This is a genomic window from Acinetobacter sp. TWP2-2-3 (assembly GCF_049896445.1).
GTDB lineage: Bacteria > Pseudomonadota > Gammaproteobacteria > Pseudomonadales > Moraxellaceae > Acinetobacter.
Genome location: NZ_JAFCUI010000006.1, coordinates 19446 through 37921 on the forward strand (window position 1 = coordinate 19446; position 18476 = coordinate 37921).

An 18476-nucleotide genomic window follows, 5' to 3' on the forward strand; every position below is an offset into this window, starting at 1 on the left:
TAGGCAGGCACATATAGTGGATAACCCAGAGGAAACTCTCATGAAGAAATTTTCTGTTGCAGCATTGATTGGCTTTGCAACTTTGTTCGGGGCTTCAACATCGGTTCTTGCATCTGAACAAGAGTGCAAAAAATTAAAAAATGATCATGACGTGATTTATGCGTCTAAAGGTTTCTGTTTCAAAGATCCTGAAGCAAAAGCCAAGTTTGGTAATGACAATTGCTATACAACCAAGCCAAAATTCTCGGAAAAAGAGCAACAACGTCTTGACGCGATCAAAGATCGTCAGAAAGAATTGAACTGTAAATAATTCAGTTTAATGACGCTCAAGGAATATACTTATGACTTATGATGATCAGAATACTTTTGCACGAATTCTACGCGGTGAACTTCCTGCGATAAAAGTGTATGAAGATGACCAGGTTCTTGCATTTATGGACATCATGCCTCAGGCAGAAGGTCATACTCTCGTGGTTCCGAAAACTCCGGCGATCACTTTACTGGATCTACCCCCTGAAGCTGCAGCCTATACGATTCAGATCGTACAGAAAGTTGCAAAAGCCATTGAAAAAGGTTTAGGTGTGGACGGTATCGTGCTGATGCAATTATCAGGGGCCGCAGCGGGTCAGACCGTACCACACGTACATTTCCATCTGGTTCCTACCTCTTTGCATAATCTGGGCAAACATGCTGCACAGATGGGCGACCAGGAAAAAATTAAAGCGCTGGCTGAGAAAATTAAAGCTGCCCTTTAAGCTATTCTTAATATCTAAAAATGGAGCTTCGGCTCCATTTTTTATGTCTGATGTATTTCACCCTAAATTAAGCCACTAAAATATCAATAAAAGTCACCTAGCCTATTTTTAAGTTTTGCAGCAAACACCGAGCTTAGCTGTATTTGCATCAATCCTGCTTACCCCACTCATAATCCTATAAAAAATAAGGTAATGATTGTCTTTAATATTTCTGAAATATTTCCTTAATCATATTGACTTATTTGTAATGAATACTTGGCACCCATAGAGCAGTAGATGTTTCAAAACAATACTGAAACTTGTTTTTAAGACGATGAATAAAAAAGTCTTTATTGGAGCAACACATGAAAAAAACGTTATCTGCATTAGCAATCGGGGCAACAATTTTAACACCAGTGATGGCAGCTGCTGCTGATGTTAAAGTGTATGGTCGTGCACACGTTTCTTTAGATTATCTGGATGATGGCCAGGATTATAACGAAGTAGGTCTTTCTTCAAACTCTTCACGCCTAGGCTTTAAAGCTGAACAAAAATTAGAAAACGGTATGACCGTATTTGGTCAAATCGAACAGGAAATTAACTTTGCAAGTGGTTCTGCAAATGATGATGTTGAATTTGCAACTCGTGATACTTTTGTTGGTTTAAAAGGTGATTTCGGTCAAGCGCGTATCGGCCGTTTTGACAGCCCATTCAAAGTAGCACGTGGCCCGGTCAACTTCTTTGGTGATATGGTCGGTGACGTTCGTAACGTCACGCGTGTAGGCAACCTGCGTTTTGATGAACGTAATGCCAATACCATTGAATATAAATCACCAAAATTTGCTGGCGGTTTCAACGTATTAGGTGCGATGTCACTACATGAAACTAATAGTCCGGATGCTACTAAAGATGGTGCCAAGGACAAAGATAAAGCATATGACCTCGCTTTAACCTATAAAGAAGGTAAAGTTGATTTCGCTGCTGCCTATGAACACTATGAAGAAGAAGCTGCCCGTGGTGAGCGCGATGGTTTCCGTATTGCTGGTGCTTACAAAATCACCCCTGAATTCAATCTGGGCGGTTTATACCAATTCCTTCAACATGATAATTCTGAAGCAAACCCAGATGCACAAGTATTTGGTGTAGCCGGTGAATATAAATTTGCACCAAAAACCTCATTCCGTGGTGAAGTATTCCACCGCGATGTGGATGCCGATGATGCGAATGCAACTTTACTGGCAATCGGACTTGAACACCGTTTAGATCCAACAGTCCGCATTTATGGCAACATAGCAACTGTACTAAATGATGAAAACTCAAACCTTACCCCTTGGGCACAAGGTCGTACCAATGCTGTAAGTGGCGCACGCGGTGAAGACAGCCTAGGTCTTTCTCTAGGCATGCGTTACGACTTCTAAGTCCAGTCTCCCTCACAAAGCTTAAAAAGAACATGCCTCCAGCATGTTCTTTTTTTGGTGTGTTTTTTATCAATATAAATATGATGTGAAAGATTATGATACTGATATTCAACTCTTATAAAACCAACCAATTTAGTTAGATTAATTTTATTCTTTATTTTAAAACCAAGCATTTTAATCAGATTAAAAAATATTAATCCAACTAAAATAATCTACATTCAAATATATAAATATAAGCATTTTAGTCGGATTTAAAAATCAAAAAAATTACATAAAATAATAAAAAATATTTAGAATAAATTTTAACTTATATAAATATATATTTATCATTTTCAAATACTTATAAATATATATTTATTTAAACTGTATCGTCTATTTATTTTTTAGTTACAATAGATTAATAATATACAACAAGTCATATAACAGGCTTAGTCGAATGAGCTTAGTTCCCAAAAATCTAAACCAGAGAGTGGTTAGAGAAATAACCGCTATTTTAATTATCAAGGTTATTCTACTGATGGTAATTAAAAATATCTGGTTTGATGCGCCTACGATTCCTAAAAATTTTGATAACCAAGTCGCCGAGCGTATCGCCGGCAATCCTTCCCAAATCCAGGAGACACGTTGATGATTTCTGAAAGCGTGGTCGATCTCTCGCGGTTCCAGTTCGCCATGACCGCGATGTATCACTTTATTTTTGTTCCACTGACTTTAGGCCTGGCTTTTTTGCTTGCCATTATGGAAACCACCTATGTGATTTCCGGCAAAGAAATCTATAAAGACATGACCAAGTTCTGGGGAAAACTGTTTGGTATTAACTTTGCCTTAGGGGTAACCACCGGCCTGACCATGGAGTTCCAGTTCGGAACCAACTGGGCATATTACTCGCATTATGTCGGTGATATTTTCGGTGCACCGCTGGCGATTGAAGGTTTGATGGCCTTCTTCCTTGAATCGACATTTATTGGCTTGTTCTTCTTTGGTTGGGATCGTCTGTCCAAAGTGCAACATCTGGCCGTAACCTGGCTGGTGGCTTTAGGCTCGAACATGTCCGCACTCTGGATTCTGGTCGCCAATGGCTGGATGCAAAACCCGGTCGGTTCGGCATTTAACTATGAAACCATGCGTATGGAAATGGTGGACTTTGCTGCACTGATTTTTAACCCGGTCGCTCAGGTTAAATTTGTGCATACCGTATCTGCCGGTTATGTCACAGGTGCTATTTTTGTACTGGCCATTTCAAGTTATTACATGCTGAAAAAACGTGACTTGCCGTTTGCACGCCGTTCTTTTGCCATTGCAGCCATCTTCGGGCTTGCCTCTACACTTTCGGTGATTTTACTGGGTGATGAATCAGGTTATGAGCTGGGCGATGTACAGAAAACCAAACTGGCAGCAATTGAAGCAGAATGGGATACCCACCCTGCACCTGCACCTTTTACTTTGTTCGGTATTCCGAATAAGGAAACCATGACTACAGATTATGCAGTGAAAATTCCTTATGTGATGGGTCTGATCGCTACACGCTCTACGACTGAACAAGTCACAGGTATTAAAGACCTGCTGGTTCAGCATGAAGCGCGTATCCGTAATGGTATGGTGGCCTATTCACAACTGGAAAAATTACGTGCGGGTGATCAGTCTCCAGAACTGAAAACCGCTTTTGAAGAAAGTCAAAAAGACCTCGGTTATGGTCTGCTGCTAAAGAAATACACGCCAAATGTCGTTGATGCCTCTGATGAGCAAATCAAAGCAGCCGCTAAAGATACCATTCCACACGTACCAAGTCTGTTCTGGGCCTTCCGTGCCATGGTAGCTTCCGGCTTCCTGATGCTACTTCTATTTGCACTGGCAACTTTTGCGGTAGCAAAACGTAATGCAGAAAACAAACCATGGTTATTGAAATTTGCTTTATTTGCACTGCCTTTACCTTGGGTTGCTGCGCAAACCGGCTGGTATGTAGCAGAAGTAGGTCGTCAACCTTGGACCATTGGTGAGGTATTACCGACGCATCTTTCAGCATCAAGCTTAAGCACAGGTGATGTCTGGGGTTCAATCCTTGCATTGGCAGCATTCTATACCGTGTTACTGATTATTGAAATGTATCTGATGATCAAGTTCTCACGTCTTGGCCCAAGCTCACTGCATACCGGTAAATACCATTTTGAAAAGCTTGCAGCTGCAGAGAAGGCAAATGGGGAGACTCAAGCATGATCGAATATGAATTATTAAAAATCATTTGGTGGGTGCTGGTCGGCGTATTGCTGATTGGCTTTGCCCTCACCGATGGCTTCGATATGGGCTCCATGGCGATCATGCCATTTGTGGGCAAAAATGATAGTGAGCGCCGTGCAGCGATCAATACTATTGCACCGCACTGGGACGGTAACCAAGTTTGGTTTATTACTGCCGGCGGTGCGTTATTCGCTGCCTGGCCAATGGTCTATGCAACTGCCTTCTCCGGCATGTACTGGGCCCTGTTGCTGGTCCTGTTTGCCCTGTTCCTGCGTCCGGTCGGTTTTGACTATCGCTCAAAACTGGAAAATACCAAATGGCGCAATTCATGGGATTGGGGTCTAGCGATTGGTGGTGCAGTTCCTGCATTGGTCTTTGGTGTGGCATTCGGTAACATGTTCCTGGGTGTGCCATTTACTCTAGATGAAACTGTACGTTCTACTTATACTGGCAGCTTCTTTGCACTACTGAATCCGTTTGCTATTGTGTGTGGTCTGGTCAGCTTATCGATGCTGTGTGCACATGGTGGTGCATGGTTAATGCTACGTACTGATGGTGACCTACGCCAACGTTCTGCCAAAGCAACACAAATCATGGGTCTGGTTTATCTGGTTACCTTCCTGGCTGCAGGCGCTTGGCTGTACTTTGGTGGTATTCAAGGTTATACACTGGTTACACCTTTTGATACCAATGGTGTTGCCAACCCGCTCGCCAAAGAAGTGCTGACCAATGCCAATCCAGGCTGGATGAATAACTACTCGACTTATCCAATCACGATGGCAGCGCCTATTGCCGGCATTTTGGGCGGTTTGATCATTGTACTGGCAGCAGGTAAAAATAAAGCAGGCTTGAGCTTCCTGGGTTCATCTCTGGCAGTTATCGGTGCAATTCTGACTGCTGGTTTCGCCCTATTCCCTTTCCTGATGCCTTCAAGCATTAACCCGGTTGCAAGTCTGACCATGTGGGATGCGGTATCTAGTAAAAATACCTTAACCGTTATGACCGTTGCTGCCTGTATCTTTGTTCCACTGATTCTGATCTATACCACTTGGTGTTATTACAAGATGTGGGGCGTGATTACCAACAAACACATTGAAGATAATTCACACAGCCTGTACTAAGGGCTGTGTCTTAAGGAGAGACAACTATGTGGTATTTTGCCTGGATTCTGGGTGTACTGATGGCATGTTTTGCCAGTGTGATTGCTGCCATTTACATGGAACAACACCAAGACCTGGATGAGGAATAAAACATGACAGAAGCTGCGCTTGAGAAAACCGTTGTAGACAAGAAACCAAACAAATTTGCGATGATGATTTCCTGCCTCCTGGCTTTTCCTCTCGCAGCCGTGTTATTGGTTCATCCTTCCGCAATGCTGGATGCCAATGGTGAATATAGCCATAGTGCCATGATGTATATCATGATTGGTATTTCTGGAGGCTTTGTCCATGGTGTGGGCTTTATGCCGCGCCACTGGTTCTGGAAATGGTTGTTTAGCCCTTTCCTAGCATGGCCTTTAATGATCTGGGGCTATTACACCTGGTTTCTCAGTTAAAGTATGAAATTAAAAAAGCCCTCAAGTGAGGGCTTTTTTAATTTAATATGAATTCTAAAATATTCTTCTTTTTCTTCTGGCCAAAACAGGATTTCTAAGACAACTTATTTTAAGTGTATAAAAAGCCGGAACCAGTCTGACTTTTAGAATGACTTATCGATGAGTATGAATCGACATCACAATGCCCATCCCGGCCAGCATAGAAATTACTGCTGTTCCACCATAACTCATTAGCGGCAATGGATCTCCCGTTACAGGTAAAATCCCGCTCACCATGCCGGAGTTTAAAAATACAAAGAAGAAGAAAGTCAGCCCCATGGCTCCGGCATATAAACGGCCAAAGTTATGAAAGCTGTTTAAACCAATCATCAAACAGCGAATAATAATGGCAGTGAATAAACTGAACAGCAGAAAAACACCGATAAAACCGAATTCTTCAGCATAGGTCGACATAATAAAGTCAGTATGATGTTCAGGCAGATAACCTAAATGTGATTGTGTACCTTCGGTATAGCCTTTGCCCGTGGAACCACCTGAACCAATGGCAATTTTGGACTGGATAATATTCCAGCCCGCGCCCAAGGCATCCGACTCCGGATCAAACAAGGTGGTAATACGCTTTTTTTGATACTCTTGTAGCACAAACATCCATGCAACCGGTGCTGCCACAGCAACTGCTGCAACTGCACCACCAATCAGACGCCATGACATGCCACTTAAAAATAGAACAAAAATACCGGGAATCACCAAACCAATATTCAAGTCAGGCTGAAGCGCCACCAAAACAAATGGTATGCCCAATAAAATCAAAGCCCCGACAATATGCAAAAATTTGGGAGGAAACGGCTTACGTGCAAAATACCATGCCATCATCAAAGGCATCGCAAATTTCATCACCTCACTCGGTTGCATGCTTCCCACCCCCGGCAAGGTAATCCAGCGGGTTGCACCTAAACGTTTTTCACCAATCACAAAGACCAGAAGCAGCATGAAGATCCCGAAGGCATACAGGTATGGACTAATCGCCTGATAGACTTTCGGTGGAATCTGCGCACAGATAAATAGCAGCACAAAACCAATCCCGAAACTGACGGCCTGACGCACCACCATGCCAGAGTCTTCGGAGGTCGCGCTATACACCACCATTAAACCCAAGATTGCATTGAGAACCAGAAAGCACAATAACCATGGATCAAGGTGCAACTTGGTCCATCGAGATGAATCTTGCGGGTTAATACTACGTCCATCGCGCAAAGAGTGACGTAAAAACCGATACTGCTGTGAAGGTATCATTGGCCAAAAGGTGAAAAAGAATGATGGCAAAATTATAAGTGAAAGCTATAGCGAATAGATCGCTACAGCCAGATTTATTCTGCTTTTATTTAAATATTATTTGAATATATTTTTAAGCCTGAGCCTTTAAAATCAGCCTGGCCAGCTCTAGATCGTCCGGATAGGTAATTTTAATATTATCGGAACGCCCCTGTACTACACTCACCTGTTCACCGATATGTTCCAGCGCACTGGCTTCATCAGTAATCGTAGCAACATTTTGCAAAGCCTGCTCAATCGCCCTTTTCAACACGCCTAGCTTGGCCATTTGTGGTGTTTGTGCCTGCCAGAGCATTGAGCGATCCACTGTTTCCTCAATATCAAAATTGGTTACTACACGCTTAAGTGTATCTCGCACCGGAATCGCCAGAATCGCAGCCTGATCATTTGTAATCGCCGTATTGACCAACTGTTGCAGACAATCATGACTGACACAGGGACGCGCCGCATCATGTACCAGCACCCAATCATCTTCAGAAGCGATTTGAGATAAATAGTTCAGTGCATTTAACACGGAATTCACCCGCTCGGCACCGCCCAGACAGAAATGGGCTTTCTCTTGACTGGAAAATGGCAATGTTTTCGCCACGTTGTCCTGTGCACCAATCGCCAGGACATAACCCGTCAAAGGCAGTTGATTCAGACGAGCCACCGTATGTTCAAGAACAGTTCGCTCTTGAATCATCTGATATTGTTTCAGTTCTGTTTTGGAGAAACGGCTACCGGAACCTGCAGCTGGAAGAATGACCCAAAGTTTAGGGTGTAGGTGGTGCTTCAGCTGACTCATTGGTTCGCAGGTCTACTTTAGAATTAGGATTAAGATAGATCGGTTTATATTGAGTACTGATCGTGCTCATTTGAATAAAAGTTTCGCGTGGCTTAATCAGACCAAGATCTAAACGCGCATGTTCTTCGATGGCTTCAATACCATTCTTCAAATCATAAACTTCTGCCGCCAGAACGCGATTACGCTCTTTCAGCTCATCATTCAATTCCATCTGTTGCTGGATTTTCTGGGTCAGTTGCTGATGATCATGATAACCACCTTCACCAAACCAGTATAAATATTGAAACCCTGCGATCAAAATGATCGCAAGGCCCAACAGTACTTTACTCGCAGTCGAGTCGAATACATTTAACATTGACATAAGTCGCTTAGTTCAAACCTTTGAACTCAGCTTTACCGCGATATGCAGCATTAGTCAATTCTTCAATACGAAGTAATTGATTATATTTCGCTACACGGTCAGAACGGCAAAGTGAACCAGTCTTGATTTGACCCGCTGCTGTACCTACTGCAAGATCAGCAATCGTTGAATCTTCCGTTTCACCTGAACGGTGTGAAATTACAGTAGAGTAACCATTCTCTTTCGCAAGGTAGATGGCATCTAAAGTTTCAGTCAAGGTACCGATCTGGTTGTATTTGATCAGAATCGAGTTACCCACTTTTTCGTTGATACCACGTTGCAGAATTTTCGGGTTCGTTACGAACAAGTCGTCACCAACCAACTGGATCTTGTCGCCAAGAATAGAAGTCAGGTAAGACCAGCCTTCCCAGTCAGATTCGTCCAGACCATCTTCGATCGAGATAATTGGGTACTGGTTTACAAGACCTGCCAAATAGTCAGAGAACTGGTTGCTTGTGAACGCTTTGTTGCCTTCGCCAGCAAGAATGTACTGACCATTTTTGTAGAATTCTGAAGATGCACAGTCAAGCGCAAGCATGATGTCAGAACCTGCTTTGTAGCCAGTTTGACCAATTGCTTCAAGAATAACTGTGATTGCTTCTTCGTTTGAACGTAAGTTCGGCGCAAAACCACCTTCATCACCTACCGCAGTGTTTAAACCTTTTTTGTTTAAAACTGATTTAAGTGAATGGAAGATTTCAGCACCGGCACGTAGCGCTTCAGAGAATGCAGTGAAGCCTACTGGCTCAATCATAAATTCTTGAATATCGACGTTGTTGTCTGCATGTGAACCACCATTGATGATGTTCATCATTGGTACAGGCATGGTTAGAATCGTTTGACCGCGAAGATCTGCGATGTATTGGAAAAGAGGAATTTTCTTTTCTTCAGCAGCAGCGCGAGCAGCAGCCAAAGACACTGCCAAAGTTGCGTTTGCACCTAGTTTTTCTTTGTTTTCAGTACCGTCAAGCGCGATCATCGTGTTATCGATGTCTTTTTGTTCGAATACTGATTTACCGACCAAAGCGTCACGGATTAACGTATTTACGTTATTTACTGCAGTTTTAACGCCTTTACCTAAGTAACGCGCTTTATCGCCATCACGAAGTTCTAAAGCTTCACGAGAACCAGTTGAAGCACCAGATGGTGCACATGCACGGCCAACTACGCCAGATGCTAAGATTACGTCTGCTTCGATGGTAGGGTTACCACGAGAGTCCAAAATTTCACGTGCACGAATGTCAACGATTTGGCTCATGAACTATTCCTCAGTTGATTAATATGAGCTGCCTATACGGCAGCGCAAGAGTGATAAACTCAGTGTGTATCTAACTTTTCGAAACCTTTAACCAAGGTATCCAATTCTTTTAGCTGTGCCAGGAACGGCTCAAGCTGAGACATGCGCAGCGCACATGGACCATCACACTTGGCTTTTTCCGGATCTGGATGTGCTTCCAAGAACAAGCCTGCAAGACCCGTTGCCATACCCGCACGTGCAAGCGTTGTAATTTGCGCACGACGACCACCGGCAGAATCTGCACGGCCGCCTGGGGTTTGTAAGGCATGGGTTACATCAAAGAACACCGGGACATTCATTTCTTTCATGATGTCGAAGCCCAGCATGTCTACAACCAGATTGTTATAGCCAAATGCCGAACCGCGTTCACAAATGATCAGCTTGTCATTTCCGGCTTCCAGACACTTATGCAAAATATGACGCATTTCGTGTGGAGCCAGGAACTGGGCTTTTTTGATGTTGATGATCGCATCGGTTTTTGCCATTGCTTCAACAAGATCCGTCTGACGACTTAAGAAAGCTGGCAATTGAATAATGTCTGCCACTTCTGAAACAGGAGCCGCTTGGTACGGCTCATGCACATCGGTGATGATCGGCACATTAAAGTGTTTTTTAATGTCAGCTAACCACTCGAGACCTTTTTCTAGGCCAGGCCCACGGAAAGAGTTCAGGCTTGAACGGTTGGCTTTATCAAAGCTGGCTTTGAACACATATGGAATACCCAAACGTGTACAGATATCAACATAAGTCTCTGCGATTTCAAAAGCCAGGTCTTTAGATTCAAGTACATTCATTCCGCCGAATAATACAAATGGCAAATGATTTGCCATTTGTATATCGCCCAAACGTACAATTTCTTGTGGTTTTAATTGCGACATTTAAACTTCCCTAGTTGTGTCCTACGCACCGATTATTTGGTTTTTTGGTACTGCTTTTTCGCAGCATCAATGAAACCTGCAAACAATGGATGACCATCGCGTGGCGAGCTGGTAAATTCCGGGTGGAATTGTACTGCAATAAACCAAGGATGTGCAGGAATTTCAACAGTTTCTACCAGATGCTGTACCGGAGAATAACCAGAAATCTTCATGCCTTTTTCTTCCAGCACTGGGATATAACGGTTGTTCATCTCGTAACGGTGACGATGGCGCTCGATGATTTCTTCAGAACCATAAACTTCTGCAGTTTTAGTCCCTGCAACCAGTTCAGATTTTTGCGCGCCTAAACGCATCGTGCCACCCAGATCAGAATCAGCAGAACGTTGCTGAACTTCACCACGCTCATCTAACCATTCAGTAATTAAACCAATCAATGGAGATTTGGTTGAACGGTTAAATTCAGTCGAGGTCGCGTCTGCAATACCAGCAACATTACGTGCGTATTCTATCACAGCCAACTGCATACCCAAGCAAATACCGAGGAACGGCACACCGTTCTCACGAGCGAACTGAATTGCCTTCATTTTGCCTTCAGTACCGCGTTCACCGAAACCACCTGGAACCAGAATCGCATCAGCATCTTTCAATACTTCTGCTACATCTTGGCTTTCAAGCTCTTCAGCGTTTACGTAGTCAATCTGAACTTTCACACGGTTTTGAATACCCGCATGCAGAAGTGCTTCGTTGACAGATTTATAAGCATCTGGAAGTTCAACGTATTTACCAACCATTGCAACACGTACGGTGTATTCAGGGTTCAGGAGTGCTTCTACAACGTTATCCCAATCTGTTAAGTCAGCTTCAGGAAGATCGTTATAACCAAAACGTTCACAGATTAAATCGTCAACATTTTGTTCGTAGAATGTACGTGGAATCTGGTAGATTGAACGTGCGTCTTTACATACCACAACGGCACGTGCTTCAACGTTGGTAAATAATGCAATCTTACGCGTCGTATCTGCATCTACATCGTATTCTGTACGGCAGATGAGAATGTCTGGCTGAATACCAATCGACAGGAGTTCTTTAACAGAGTGCTGTGTTGGTTTGGTTTTTAATTCTGCTGCAGACTTAATGTATGGGAGTAACGTTAAGTGCATTAACATGGTACGTTTATGACCAAGTTCCACCATTAACTGACGTACAGATTCCATGAATGGGAGAGATTCAATGTCACCTACAGTACCGCCGATCTCTACGATCGCAACGTCATAACCTTCGCCTGCACGAAGTACACGCTCTTTGATATTGTCAGTAATGTGTGGAATAACTTGCACAGTACCACCCAGGTAGTCGCCACGGCGTTCTTTATTTAGAACATCCTGGTAAACACGGCCTGATGTGAAGTTATTCAATTTGGTCATTTTCGCACGACGCAAGAAACGTTCGTAGTAACCCAAGTCTAAGTCTGTTTCAGCACCATCTTCTGTAACAAAAACTTCACCATGCTGGAATGGGCTCATTGTCCCTGGATCGACATTAATGTATGGATCCATTTTTACCATGGTCACTTTTAAACCACGAGCTTCTAAAAGTGCAGCAACAGAAGCAGCTGAAATACCTTTACCTAGTGATGAAACTACACCACCAGTAACGAAAATAAAATGGGTCATTGGGTTTCTCGTACAATCGAGCCTAAATCGGCCTGCAATGTTGCGCAATTTTACTTTACCTTGTACCTAGAAAGCAAAGTCAATCCGCATCAATTCAAAGAACAATAAACAATTGACTATTCTAACAGCAATTCCTATAAAAAATTACAGTAAGTTCATATGATTTCTATCTTGCATTTTGCTGCTATAATGGTGTATCCCCTCCACACTTTTATGTTTGATGCAATGATGATGAAGAAACTTTTAATCTCCACCCTAATCCTGACTGGCCTGACATTAACTGCGTGTGTAAAAAAAGAAGCACCAAAAGAAGAAGAGCAAGTAGAAGTTACTCCAGCATCTGAAATCTCGACTCCAGAACCAACGCAATTTGAACCGCTTGAACCTGTAGAGCCAGCGGCAATTGAAGAGGAAGTAGCGCCAACGGTTGAAATTCAACGTGAGCAAACTGAAAACACCACGACCGAAATCCGTCGTGAAATCAAAAAGCCAGAAACCACTGAGCCGGCACCAGTGCCTGAAACCCGCGAAGAACCTGCCTCAAAGCCTGCTGCGACAACACCTAAAACCAATTCAAATCCAGAAAACAAGTCTGAGGATGATGCGGTTGCTGACGCGATTGCCGCAGCGATGCCAGCACTTGACTGATTACAGGATCATTCATCAAAAAAACCCAGCAGATGCTGGGTTTTTTATTAGAACTTTTTAAGCAGATACTGTTGCCGGTGCACGAGATAAGTGAATCAAATAGTCTGCCATTAGTCGGGTAGCCCAAGATTCGGTTTGCATCAAGCCCTGATAAAAGCCGCAATGACTGCCTTTTTTGGTGGTAATCACCATAATATTAGACATCGACCGAATTTTTTCTTTATAAGGTTCTAAATTCCGAATGTGACACACCGGATCATCCTCCGCATTTAAAATCATCAGCGGAATTTTGATACTTTCAAATACATAAATCGGATTGGTTGCCTGGGTATAACTGGCATAATCCGTAAATCCAGCCAGTTCAAAATAGAGTTTTTCAAATTCGGACAGATCTTTAACTTCTAATAACTGTTTCCAGCTTGGGCAGACCTGCCAGGTTTCCTGATAAGGATGAATAAAGCGCTTAATCAGTTTTTTGGCCATAACTTTACTGTAAAACGGATGCACATTGGCAAAACCAGTTTCAGTGTTATAGCCAGGACATAAAGCAAAAGCTGCTTTTAATGGGGTTTGTTCACCCTCTTCGCCCAGATAACGCACTAACAATCCCGTACCCGCAGAAGAGCCAACCCCATAGAGATCGGACTGAGGAAATCTGTCCTGTATATACAAGAGTTGTTCACGCAAATCCTGAGTTGAACCAAACAGGTTCATTTTAGGCACAGGCATGGGTAAGTCTGCATGACCACGGCGTAAACACAATGCAACACGCCAACCCGTATATTTATGCAGATCACGAACCAGTTCACGCATTGATTCAGGAGAACCGGTAATAGTATGAAGTAATACAATGGTCGGCGTGCTTGCCGGAAGATCGAGTCCATACCAGGCAATACCGGTAATTCCATCATCTGACATTTTCAGCTGTTCAAGCGCATCATATTTCAGTTTAATGGTGCGTTTTTTAATTAAATCGAAATACAGAATATGTGCGTGTGCATTGGCTAACCAAGGTGTAGGACGATATTTTTGTTGCAGCTGCGGTAAGCGCTCAATGAGTCCTGAAAATACACCATTCGGATTGTAATACAGGGTCGGCTGATCTGCTCCGCTGAAACGATCCAGATATTCACTGGAAAGCTGACCCAATTTTTTAAGCAACATTTTCATCTGTCATCCCCCTCTAGTTGTACTAGCTGTGATTTACAAATTTCATGCCGACTTGAATCAATAGTTCGAATTAAGTTTTAGCTTGGAATGATTGCATCCGCTGGCCCATCTGTACAGCCAAGGCTTCAAGTCCGGACTTAGGTCGGATCATGACTTCAAAATCAATCATCTGACCCTCTTCATTAAACTGAATCATGTCAACTCCCTTTAGTTTTTTATCGCCCACATTGGCAGAAAACTCAAGTACGACATTGTTACCATCTTCACTTATAAATTCACGGTGATAAGTGAAGTTTTCAAAGACTTGAATGACATTGGTCAAAATAAAAAATACCATCTGTTTTCCAGGATAAGGCTGAAACGCTACGGGTGAACGAAATACCACTTCTTCAGCAAGTAGTTCATTCAAGATCGACATATCACGGGTTTCTAGCATTTCATGCCAGCGTACAATGGATTTTCTGGTATTTTCGATGGTCATTTTGGATTCCTTTTTTGTTATTAAAAAATTAATCTCCCTCACCCCAGCCCTCTCCCAAAGGGAGAGGGAGATAACACTTTTTATACCGATTTATCCCTCTCCTTATAGGAGATGAGTAGCACTGCTGCGCAAGGGAGAGGTTAATAAAGCTTGACGTTTTTAAATTAAATCACCGCCGCCAATTCAGCACCCTGACGGATTGCACGCTTGGCATCCAACTCACCCGCTTCTTTCGCTCCACCAATCAGATGCACATTTTTCCCGGCTGCTTTTAGCTCATCAAACATGGCGGTATAAGATTCCTGACCGGCACAAATAATCACATGATCGACTTCTAGTACCGCAGGTTTGTCATTCACGACTATATGTAAGCCCTGATCATCAATTTTTTCATAGCTGGCGCCCGCAATCATTTTCACATCACGGTGTTTTAAACCAGTACGATGAATCCAGCCTGTGGTTTTACCCAAACTTGCGCCGACTGAAGCGGCTTTACGTTGCAATAAATAAATTTCACGTTGCGGTTTTTCTACATTTGCAGCTTTTAAGCCACCGACATTTTCATAGTCAGTATCAATACCCCATTCATCATAGAATTTTTCCGGATTGATACTGCCACTTTCTCCTTCATGACTCAGGAATTCGGCTGTATCAAAACCAATACCGCCTGCACCAATAATGGCAACTCGCTGACCCACTGGCTTACGTTCTTTCAAAACGTCCAGATAAGACAGTACTTTTGCATGATCAATACCTGGAATCTCAAGTTGACGCGGTGTCACGCCTGTTGCCACCACAATGTCATCAAAGTTTGACTGAGCCAGTTCTTCCAGACTCGCCTTATGGTTCAGCTGCAATTTAATACGTGGCTGTAATTCAATCTGGCGTTTGAAATAACGCAAGGTTTCATAAAACTCTTCCTTGCCTGGAATGGTCTTGGCAATATTAAACTGCCCACCAATCTGAGCAGCGGCTTCAAATACCGTCACCTGATGACCGCGATTTGCCGCATATACAGCAAAACTTAAACCTGCAGGACCTGCACCAATCACGGCAATATTTTTTGCCACATTGGTTTCTTTAAAAATGAGCTCTGTTTCATAGCAGGCACGTGGATTGACCAGACAGGTGGCAATTTTCATTGAGAAAATATGATCCAGACAGGCCTGATTACAACCGATACAGGTATTGATCTCATCGCTACGACCCTGCTCCGCTTTCAAGACAAACTCAGAGTCTGCCAGCATCGGACGGGCCATAGAAATCATATCAGCATCACCAGACGCCAATACATATTCAGCCATTTCCGGAGTATTGATACGGTTTGAAGTGATTAAAGGAATCTTCACTTGACCTTTCAGCTTACGCGTCACCCAAGTAAAGGCTGCACGAGGCACTTTGGTGGCAATGGTCGGAATACGCGCTTCATGCCAGCCAATGCCGGTATTGATAATGGTCGCACCGGCTTTTTCAATTTCTTTGGCCAACTGGATGACTTCTTCCAGAGTTGAACCGCCTTCGACCAGATCCAGCATAGATAGGCGATAAATAATGATAAAGTTCTCACCGACCATTTCACGGGTACGGCGTACGATTTCAATCGGGAAACGGATGCGGTTTGCATAGCTTCCACCCCACTCATCATCACGATGGTTGGTACGCGCGGCAATAAACTCGTTAATCAAATAGCCTTCCGAGCCCATGATTTCTACACCGTCATAATCGGCGTATTGAGCCAGCTTGGCACAATTGGCAAAATCATCAATGGTTTGCTGCACTTCAGCCGAAGTTAAAGCATGCGGTTTGACCGGATTGATCGGTGCCTGAATTGGGGATGGCGCGACATTTTCAGCCTGATAAGAATAGCGTCCGGTATGCAAAATCTGCATGGCAATTTTCCCGCCCGCCTCATGTACGGCCTGGGTAATTACCTTATGCTTTTCAGCTTCTTCAAGAGTGTCAAGTTTGGAACCACCATGAAACGTCACCCCATGATCATTTGGTGAAATCCCGCCGGTGACGATTAAAGCGACTCCACCTTTGGCACGCTCTGCATAGAAAGCTGCCATCCGATCATATCCGCCGGGTGCCTCTTCAAGACCAACGTGCATGGAACCCATTAACACGCGGTTTTTAAGCGTGGTAAAACCCAAGTTCAATGGGGCAAGTAAATTCGGATATTTAGACATTTCAACTCCTGAGCGTGCGTTTAGGCTGGCTATTGTTTTAGCAACTGGCAGTTTGATCCCTCAAATTTTCCAGTTTAATGCAACTTGTTGCACTAATTTATATGCCAGAATTGATTTTTATGCAACATGTTGCATAATAATCCTGAGTCACTTTTTTGAGACGCTTATGTCTTTAGCGCATGTTTTATTGACCAGCCTGATTGAAAAGCCCAGCACCGGAATCGAACTGGCCCGCCGTTTTGACCGATCCATGGGCTTCTTCTGGAATGCCACTCATCAGCAGATTTATCGCGAGCTGAATGCCATGCTGCAAAAAGGATGGATTTCGACGATAGAAGAGGAAGATTCCAATAGCCGCAAAAAGACATATCAGGTGGAACGTCTGGGCCGGGAAGAACTGGCCAACTGGATGCTGCAACAAAGTCCACCGGCACAACTGCGCGAAGAACTGATGGTGCGTTTACGTGCCGAAGCCCAGCTTGGTGGCAATAACACCTTGGCAGAGCTGGAACGCCATCTGGAACTGCATAAAGAAAAACTAAAAACCTATCAGCAGATTTTTGCCAAGGACTTTGCTCAAGCACACGAAAATGACCGTACCTTGTATATTCATAAAATGATTTTACAACTGGGGATTGATCAGGAACTGGGCTGGATTTCCTGGCTGGAACAGGTCATTCAGCGACTCAAACAATTTGATGCAAAATAACTGTAAATAGGGAGACACACATGCCCTTTTATCGCATGCCCGATGGTGAACAGCTATTTGTACTCGAATACGGTCAGGGACAGCCGGTACTGGTACTCTCAGGACTCGGCATGCTGAGCTGGCAATGGAAAGCTTTTCTCTATGCGCATCAGAAAAATTTCCGTTTCATTATTCCGGAATGGCGCGGCTTTGGGGCTTCCAGTCGCTGTAAAATTCCGCAAGATCTTGATGCAATTTCCAGTCACTGGTTGGATATTCAGTCGGTAATTCAACAGCTCAATTTAGATAAATTCATTGTGCTTGCTTACTCTATAGGCGCAACCACAGCAATGCACGGCATACATTATGGCAACTTTTCCAGTCAGATTTCTGCTTATTTACATATCGATCAAACACCTAAAATTCCGGTCGATGATGCTTGGGCTTTTGGACTTTTTGGTCCACGTCATCAGGAATTTATCGACATCCTGCAGCAGCTCTCTGCCCTACTTGCACAATACCAGCAAGTTGAATTGATCCGCGATCTCGACATTTCGGTACGTAAACAAATCGCTGCCCTATGGCTAAAGTTTATTCAGCTACAAAATGAACAAAAATATAGTCTGAAAGCTTTCGCATTTATCCTAAATCAACCTCGCCTGCAAAGCCTGTTATTACCTTCCAGCCGGGTGGATTATATGGCGTGGTATATCAATAATTATTTATATCATCGTGAAGATTACCGCGAGGCTCTAGCTCAGCTTAGCTGTCCGGTGACCTTCTTTAGCGGTGTACAATCCAAGTTGTATCCTTTTGAAGGTCAGCGCCTGATTGCAGAAAGCCTGCCTCATGCCAAACAGATAATTTTCAGCAAGTCTGGCCATACGCCTTTACTGACTGAACCGCTAAAATTTTCCCGAGAACTTGGCATCTTCTTGAAAGAAAATTCGCAATCTAGCGGTTCAGCTACCTAAAGATTCAGGAGACAGAA

20 protein-coding genes are annotated in these 18476 nt (G+C 43.5%); 11 read left to right on the forward strand and 9 right to left on the reverse strand.

Going from position 1 to position 18476, the window contains the following annotated elements; translation table 11 throughout:
- Nucleotides 1-40: 40 nt before the first annotated feature.
- The 8 genes from ACP7AK_RS09810 to ACP7AK_RS09845 all read left to right on the forward strand — a co-directional run bounded on the left by ACP7AK_RS09810 (nucleotide 41) and on the right by ACP7AK_RS09845 (nucleotide 5942).
- Nucleotides 41-310 carry a YARHG domain-containing protein gene (locus ACP7AK_RS09810; protein ID WP_004278704.1) on the forward strand — a complete coding sequence of 90 codons (270 nt, stop codon included), beginning with the start codon at nucleotides 41-43 and terminating at the stop codon, nucleotides 308-310.
- Nucleotides 311-341: 31 nt separating this feature from the next.
- Nucleotides 342-755, forward strand: coding sequence for an HIT family protein (locus ACP7AK_RS09815; protein WP_425879802.1), 414 nt, complete (start codon nucleotides 342-344; stop codon nucleotides 753-755).
- A 344-nt stretch (nucleotides 756-1099) separates the two neighbouring features.
- The gene (locus tag ACP7AK_RS09820; RefSeq protein WP_425879803.1) at nucleotides 1100-2152 is read left to right on the forward strand and encodes a porin; all 1053 of its coding nucleotides are present in this window, start codon (nucleotides 1100-1102) and stop codon (nucleotides 2150-2152) included.
- 436 nt (nucleotides 2153-2588) lie between these two features.
- On the forward strand, nucleotides 2589-2780 hold the full coding sequence (gene cydP / locus ACP7AK_RS09825) for a cytochrome oxidase putative small subunit CydP (protein WP_004278707.1): 192 nt from the start codon (nucleotides 2589-2591) through the stop codon (nucleotides 2778-2780).
- Nucleotides 2780-4366 carry a cytochrome ubiquinol oxidase subunit I gene (locus ACP7AK_RS09830; RefSeq protein WP_005252053.1) on the forward strand — a complete coding sequence of 529 codons (1587 nt, stop codon included), beginning with the start codon at nucleotides 2780-2782 and terminating at the stop codon, nucleotides 4364-4366. The genes cydP and ACP7AK_RS09830 overlap by 1 nt, the downstream gene beginning before the upstream one ends.
- Nucleotides 4363-5508, forward strand: a complete 1146-nt coding sequence (gene cydB, locus ACP7AK_RS09835) for a cytochrome d ubiquinol oxidase subunit II (RefSeq protein ID WP_004645267.1) — start codon at nucleotides 4363-4365, stop codon at nucleotides 5506-5508. Before ACP7AK_RS09830 ends, cydB begins: the two co-directional genes overlap by 4 nt.
- 26 nt (nucleotides 5509-5534) lie before the next feature.
- Nucleotides 5535-5636, forward strand: a complete 102-nt coding sequence (cydX, locus tag ACP7AK_RS09840) for a cytochrome bd-I oxidase subunit CydX (protein WP_004278713.1) — start codon at nucleotides 5535-5537, stop codon at nucleotides 5634-5636.
- 3 nt (nucleotides 5637-5639) lie between these two features.
- Nucleotides 5640-5942, forward strand: a complete 303-nt coding sequence (locus ACP7AK_RS09845; RefSeq protein WP_004278714.1) for a cyd operon YbgE family protein — start codon at nucleotides 5640-5642, stop codon at nucleotides 5940-5942.
- Nucleotides 5943-6095: 153 nt separating this feature from the next.
- Here ACP7AK_RS09845 and rodA read toward each other — a convergent pair whose 3' ends face one another.
- The 6 genes from rodA to ACP7AK_RS09875 form a co-directional block, all read right to left on the reverse strand.
- Nucleotides 6096-7235: a rod shape-determining protein RodA gene (gene rodA, locus ACP7AK_RS09850; protein WP_004278715.1), complete on the reverse strand. Its 1140-nt coding sequence runs from the start codon at nucleotides 7233-7235 to the stop codon at nucleotides 6096-6098.
- 112 nt (nucleotides 7236-7347) lie between these two features.
- Nucleotides 7348-8061, reverse strand: a complete 714-nt coding sequence (gene ispD, locus ACP7AK_RS09855; protein ID WP_425879804.1) for a 2-C-methyl-D-erythritol 4-phosphate cytidylyltransferase — start codon at nucleotides 8059-8061, stop codon at nucleotides 7348-7350.
- A complete protein-coding gene (locus ACP7AK_RS09860; protein ID WP_425879805.1) occupies nucleotides 8030-8422 on the reverse strand; it encodes a septum formation initiator family protein in 393 nt (130 codons plus the stop codon). The genes ispD and ACP7AK_RS09860 overlap by 32 nt, the downstream gene beginning before the upstream one ends.
- Before the next feature lie 7 nt (nucleotides 8423-8429).
- Entirely contained in the window at nucleotides 8430-9719 is a 1290-nt protein-coding gene (eno, locus tag ACP7AK_RS09865) for a phosphopyruvate hydratase (protein ID WP_425879806.1), read from the reverse strand.
- Nucleotides 9720-9778: 59 nt separating this feature from the next.
- On the reverse strand, nucleotides 9779-10636 hold the full coding sequence (kdsA, locus tag ACP7AK_RS09870) for a 3-deoxy-8-phosphooctulonate synthase (RefSeq protein WP_005266221.1): 858 nt from the start codon (nucleotides 10634-10636) through the stop codon (nucleotides 9779-9781).
- 32 nt (nucleotides 10637-10668) lie between these two features.
- Nucleotides 10669-12309: a CTP synthase gene (locus ACP7AK_RS09875; RefSeq protein WP_005100051.1), complete on the reverse strand. Its 1641-nt coding sequence runs from the start codon at nucleotides 12307-12309 to the stop codon at nucleotides 10669-10671.
- Nucleotides 12310-12534: 225 nt separating this feature from the next.
- Between ACP7AK_RS09875 and ACP7AK_RS09880 the strand changes: the two genes are divergently transcribed.
- Nucleotides 12535-12957, forward strand: a complete 423-nt coding sequence (locus tag ACP7AK_RS09880; RefSeq protein ID WP_370940779.1) for a hypothetical protein — start codon at nucleotides 12535-12537, stop codon at nucleotides 12955-12957.
- 57 nt (nucleotides 12958-13014) lie between these two features.
- Here the strand turns inward: ACP7AK_RS09880 and ACP7AK_RS09885 are convergent, their stop codons facing one another.
- From ACP7AK_RS09885 to ACP7AK_RS09895, 3 genes are all read right to left on the reverse strand, one after another.
- On the reverse strand, nucleotides 13015-14127 hold the full coding sequence (locus tag ACP7AK_RS09885; RefSeq protein ID WP_425879807.1) for a YheT family hydrolase: 1113 nt from the start codon (nucleotides 14125-14127) through the stop codon (nucleotides 13015-13017).
- 70 nt (nucleotides 14128-14197) lie between these two features.
- Complete coding sequence (locus ACP7AK_RS09890) at nucleotides 14198-14608, reverse strand: nuclear transport factor 2 family protein (protein ID WP_114541138.1); 411 nt, start codon at nucleotides 14606-14608, stop codon at nucleotides 14198-14200.
- A 164-nt stretch (nucleotides 14609-14772) separates the two neighbouring features.
- Entirely contained in the window at nucleotides 14773-16797 is a 2025-nt protein-coding gene (locus tag ACP7AK_RS09895) for an FAD-dependent oxidoreductase (protein WP_425879808.1), read from the reverse strand.
- Nucleotides 16798-16963: 166 nt separating this feature from the next.
- Between ACP7AK_RS09895 and ACP7AK_RS09900 the strand changes: the two genes are divergently transcribed.
- Both ACP7AK_RS09900 and ACP7AK_RS09905 read left to right on the forward strand, forming a co-directional pair.
- Nucleotides 16964-17506, forward strand: coding sequence for a PadR family transcriptional regulator (locus tag ACP7AK_RS09900; RefSeq protein ID WP_005247223.1), 543 nt, complete (start codon nucleotides 16964-16966; stop codon nucleotides 17504-17506).
- A 20-nt stretch (nucleotides 17507-17526) separates the two neighbouring features.
- Entirely contained in the window at nucleotides 17527-18459 is a 933-nt protein-coding gene (locus ACP7AK_RS09905) for an alpha/beta fold hydrolase (protein ID WP_425879809.1), read from the forward strand.
- Nucleotides 18460-18476: the final 17 nt, after the last annotated feature.

Excerpts from the sequence above, each read along its gene's own strand:
- ACP7AK_RS09810 (WP_004278704.1), top strand. The coding sequence starts at position 41 with ATGAAGAAATTTTCTGTTGCAGCATTGATTGGCTTTGCAACTTTGTTC.
- ACP7AK_RS09815 (WP_425879802.1), top strand. The coding sequence starts at position 342 with ATGACTTATGATGATCAGAATACTTTTGCACGAATTCTACGCGGTGAA.
- ACP7AK_RS09820 (WP_425879803.1), top strand. The coding sequence starts at position 1,100 with ATGAAAAAAACGTTATCTGCATTAGCAATCGGGGCAACAATTTTAACA.
- cydP (WP_004278707.1), top strand. The coding sequence starts at position 2,589 with ATGAGCTTAGTTCCCAAAAATCTAAACCAGAGAGTGGTTAGAGAAATA.
- ACP7AK_RS09830 (WP_005252053.1), top strand. The coding sequence starts at position 2,780 with ATGATTTCTGAAAGCGTGGTCGATCTCTCGCGGTTCCAGTTCGCCATG.
- cydB (WP_004645267.1), top strand. The coding sequence starts at position 4,363 with ATGATCGAATATGAATTATTAAAAATCATTTGGTGGGTGCTGGTCGGC.
- cydX (WP_004278713.1), top strand. The coding sequence starts at position 5,535 with ATGTGGTATTTTGCCTGGATTCTGGGTGTACTGATGGCATGTTTTGCC.
- ACP7AK_RS09845 (WP_004278714.1), top strand. The coding sequence starts at position 5,640 with ATGACAGAAGCTGCGCTTGAGAAAACCGTTGTAGACAAGAAACCAAAC.
- rodA (WP_004278715.1), bottom strand. The coding sequence starts at position 7,235 with ATGATACCTTCACAGCAGTATCGGTTTTTACGTCACTCTTTGCGCGAT.
- ispD (WP_425879804.1), bottom strand. The coding sequence starts at position 8,061 with ATGAGTCAGCTGAAGCACCACCTACACCCTAAACTTTGGGTCATTCTT.
- ACP7AK_RS09860 (WP_425879805.1), bottom strand. The coding sequence starts at position 8,422 with ATGTCAATGTTAAATGTATTCGACTCGACTGCGAGTAAAGTACTGTTG.
- eno (WP_425879806.1), bottom strand. The coding sequence starts at position 9,719 with ATGAGCCAAATCGTTGACATTCGTGCACGTGAAATTTTGGACTCTCGT.
- kdsA (WP_005266221.1), bottom strand. The coding sequence starts at position 10,636 with ATGTCGCAATTAAAACCACAAGAAATTGTACGTTTGGGCGATATACAA.
- ACP7AK_RS09875 (WP_005100051.1), bottom strand. The coding sequence starts at position 12,309 with ATGACCCATTTTATTTTCGTTACTGGTGGTGTAGTTTCATCACTAGGT.
- ACP7AK_RS09880 (WP_370940779.1), top strand. The coding sequence starts at position 12,535 with ATGATGATGAAGAAACTTTTAATCTCCACCCTAATCCTGACTGGCCTG.
- ACP7AK_RS09885 (WP_425879807.1), bottom strand. The coding sequence starts at position 14,127 with ATGAAAATGTTGCTTAAAAAATTGGGTCAGCTTTCCAGTGAATATCTG.
- ACP7AK_RS09890 (WP_114541138.1), bottom strand. The coding sequence starts at position 14,608 with ATGACCATCGAAAATACCAGAAAATCCATTGTACGCTGGCATGAAATG.
- ACP7AK_RS09895 (WP_425879808.1), bottom strand. The coding sequence starts at position 16,797 with ATGTCTAAATATCCGAATTTACTTGCCCCATTGAACTTGGGTTTTACC.
- ACP7AK_RS09900 (WP_005247223.1), top strand. The coding sequence starts at position 16,964 with ATGTCTTTAGCGCATGTTTTATTGACCAGCCTGATTGAAAAGCCCAGC.
- ACP7AK_RS09905 (WP_425879809.1), top strand. The coding sequence starts at position 17,527 with ATGCCCTTTTATCGCATGCCCGATGGTGAACAGCTATTTGTACTCGAA.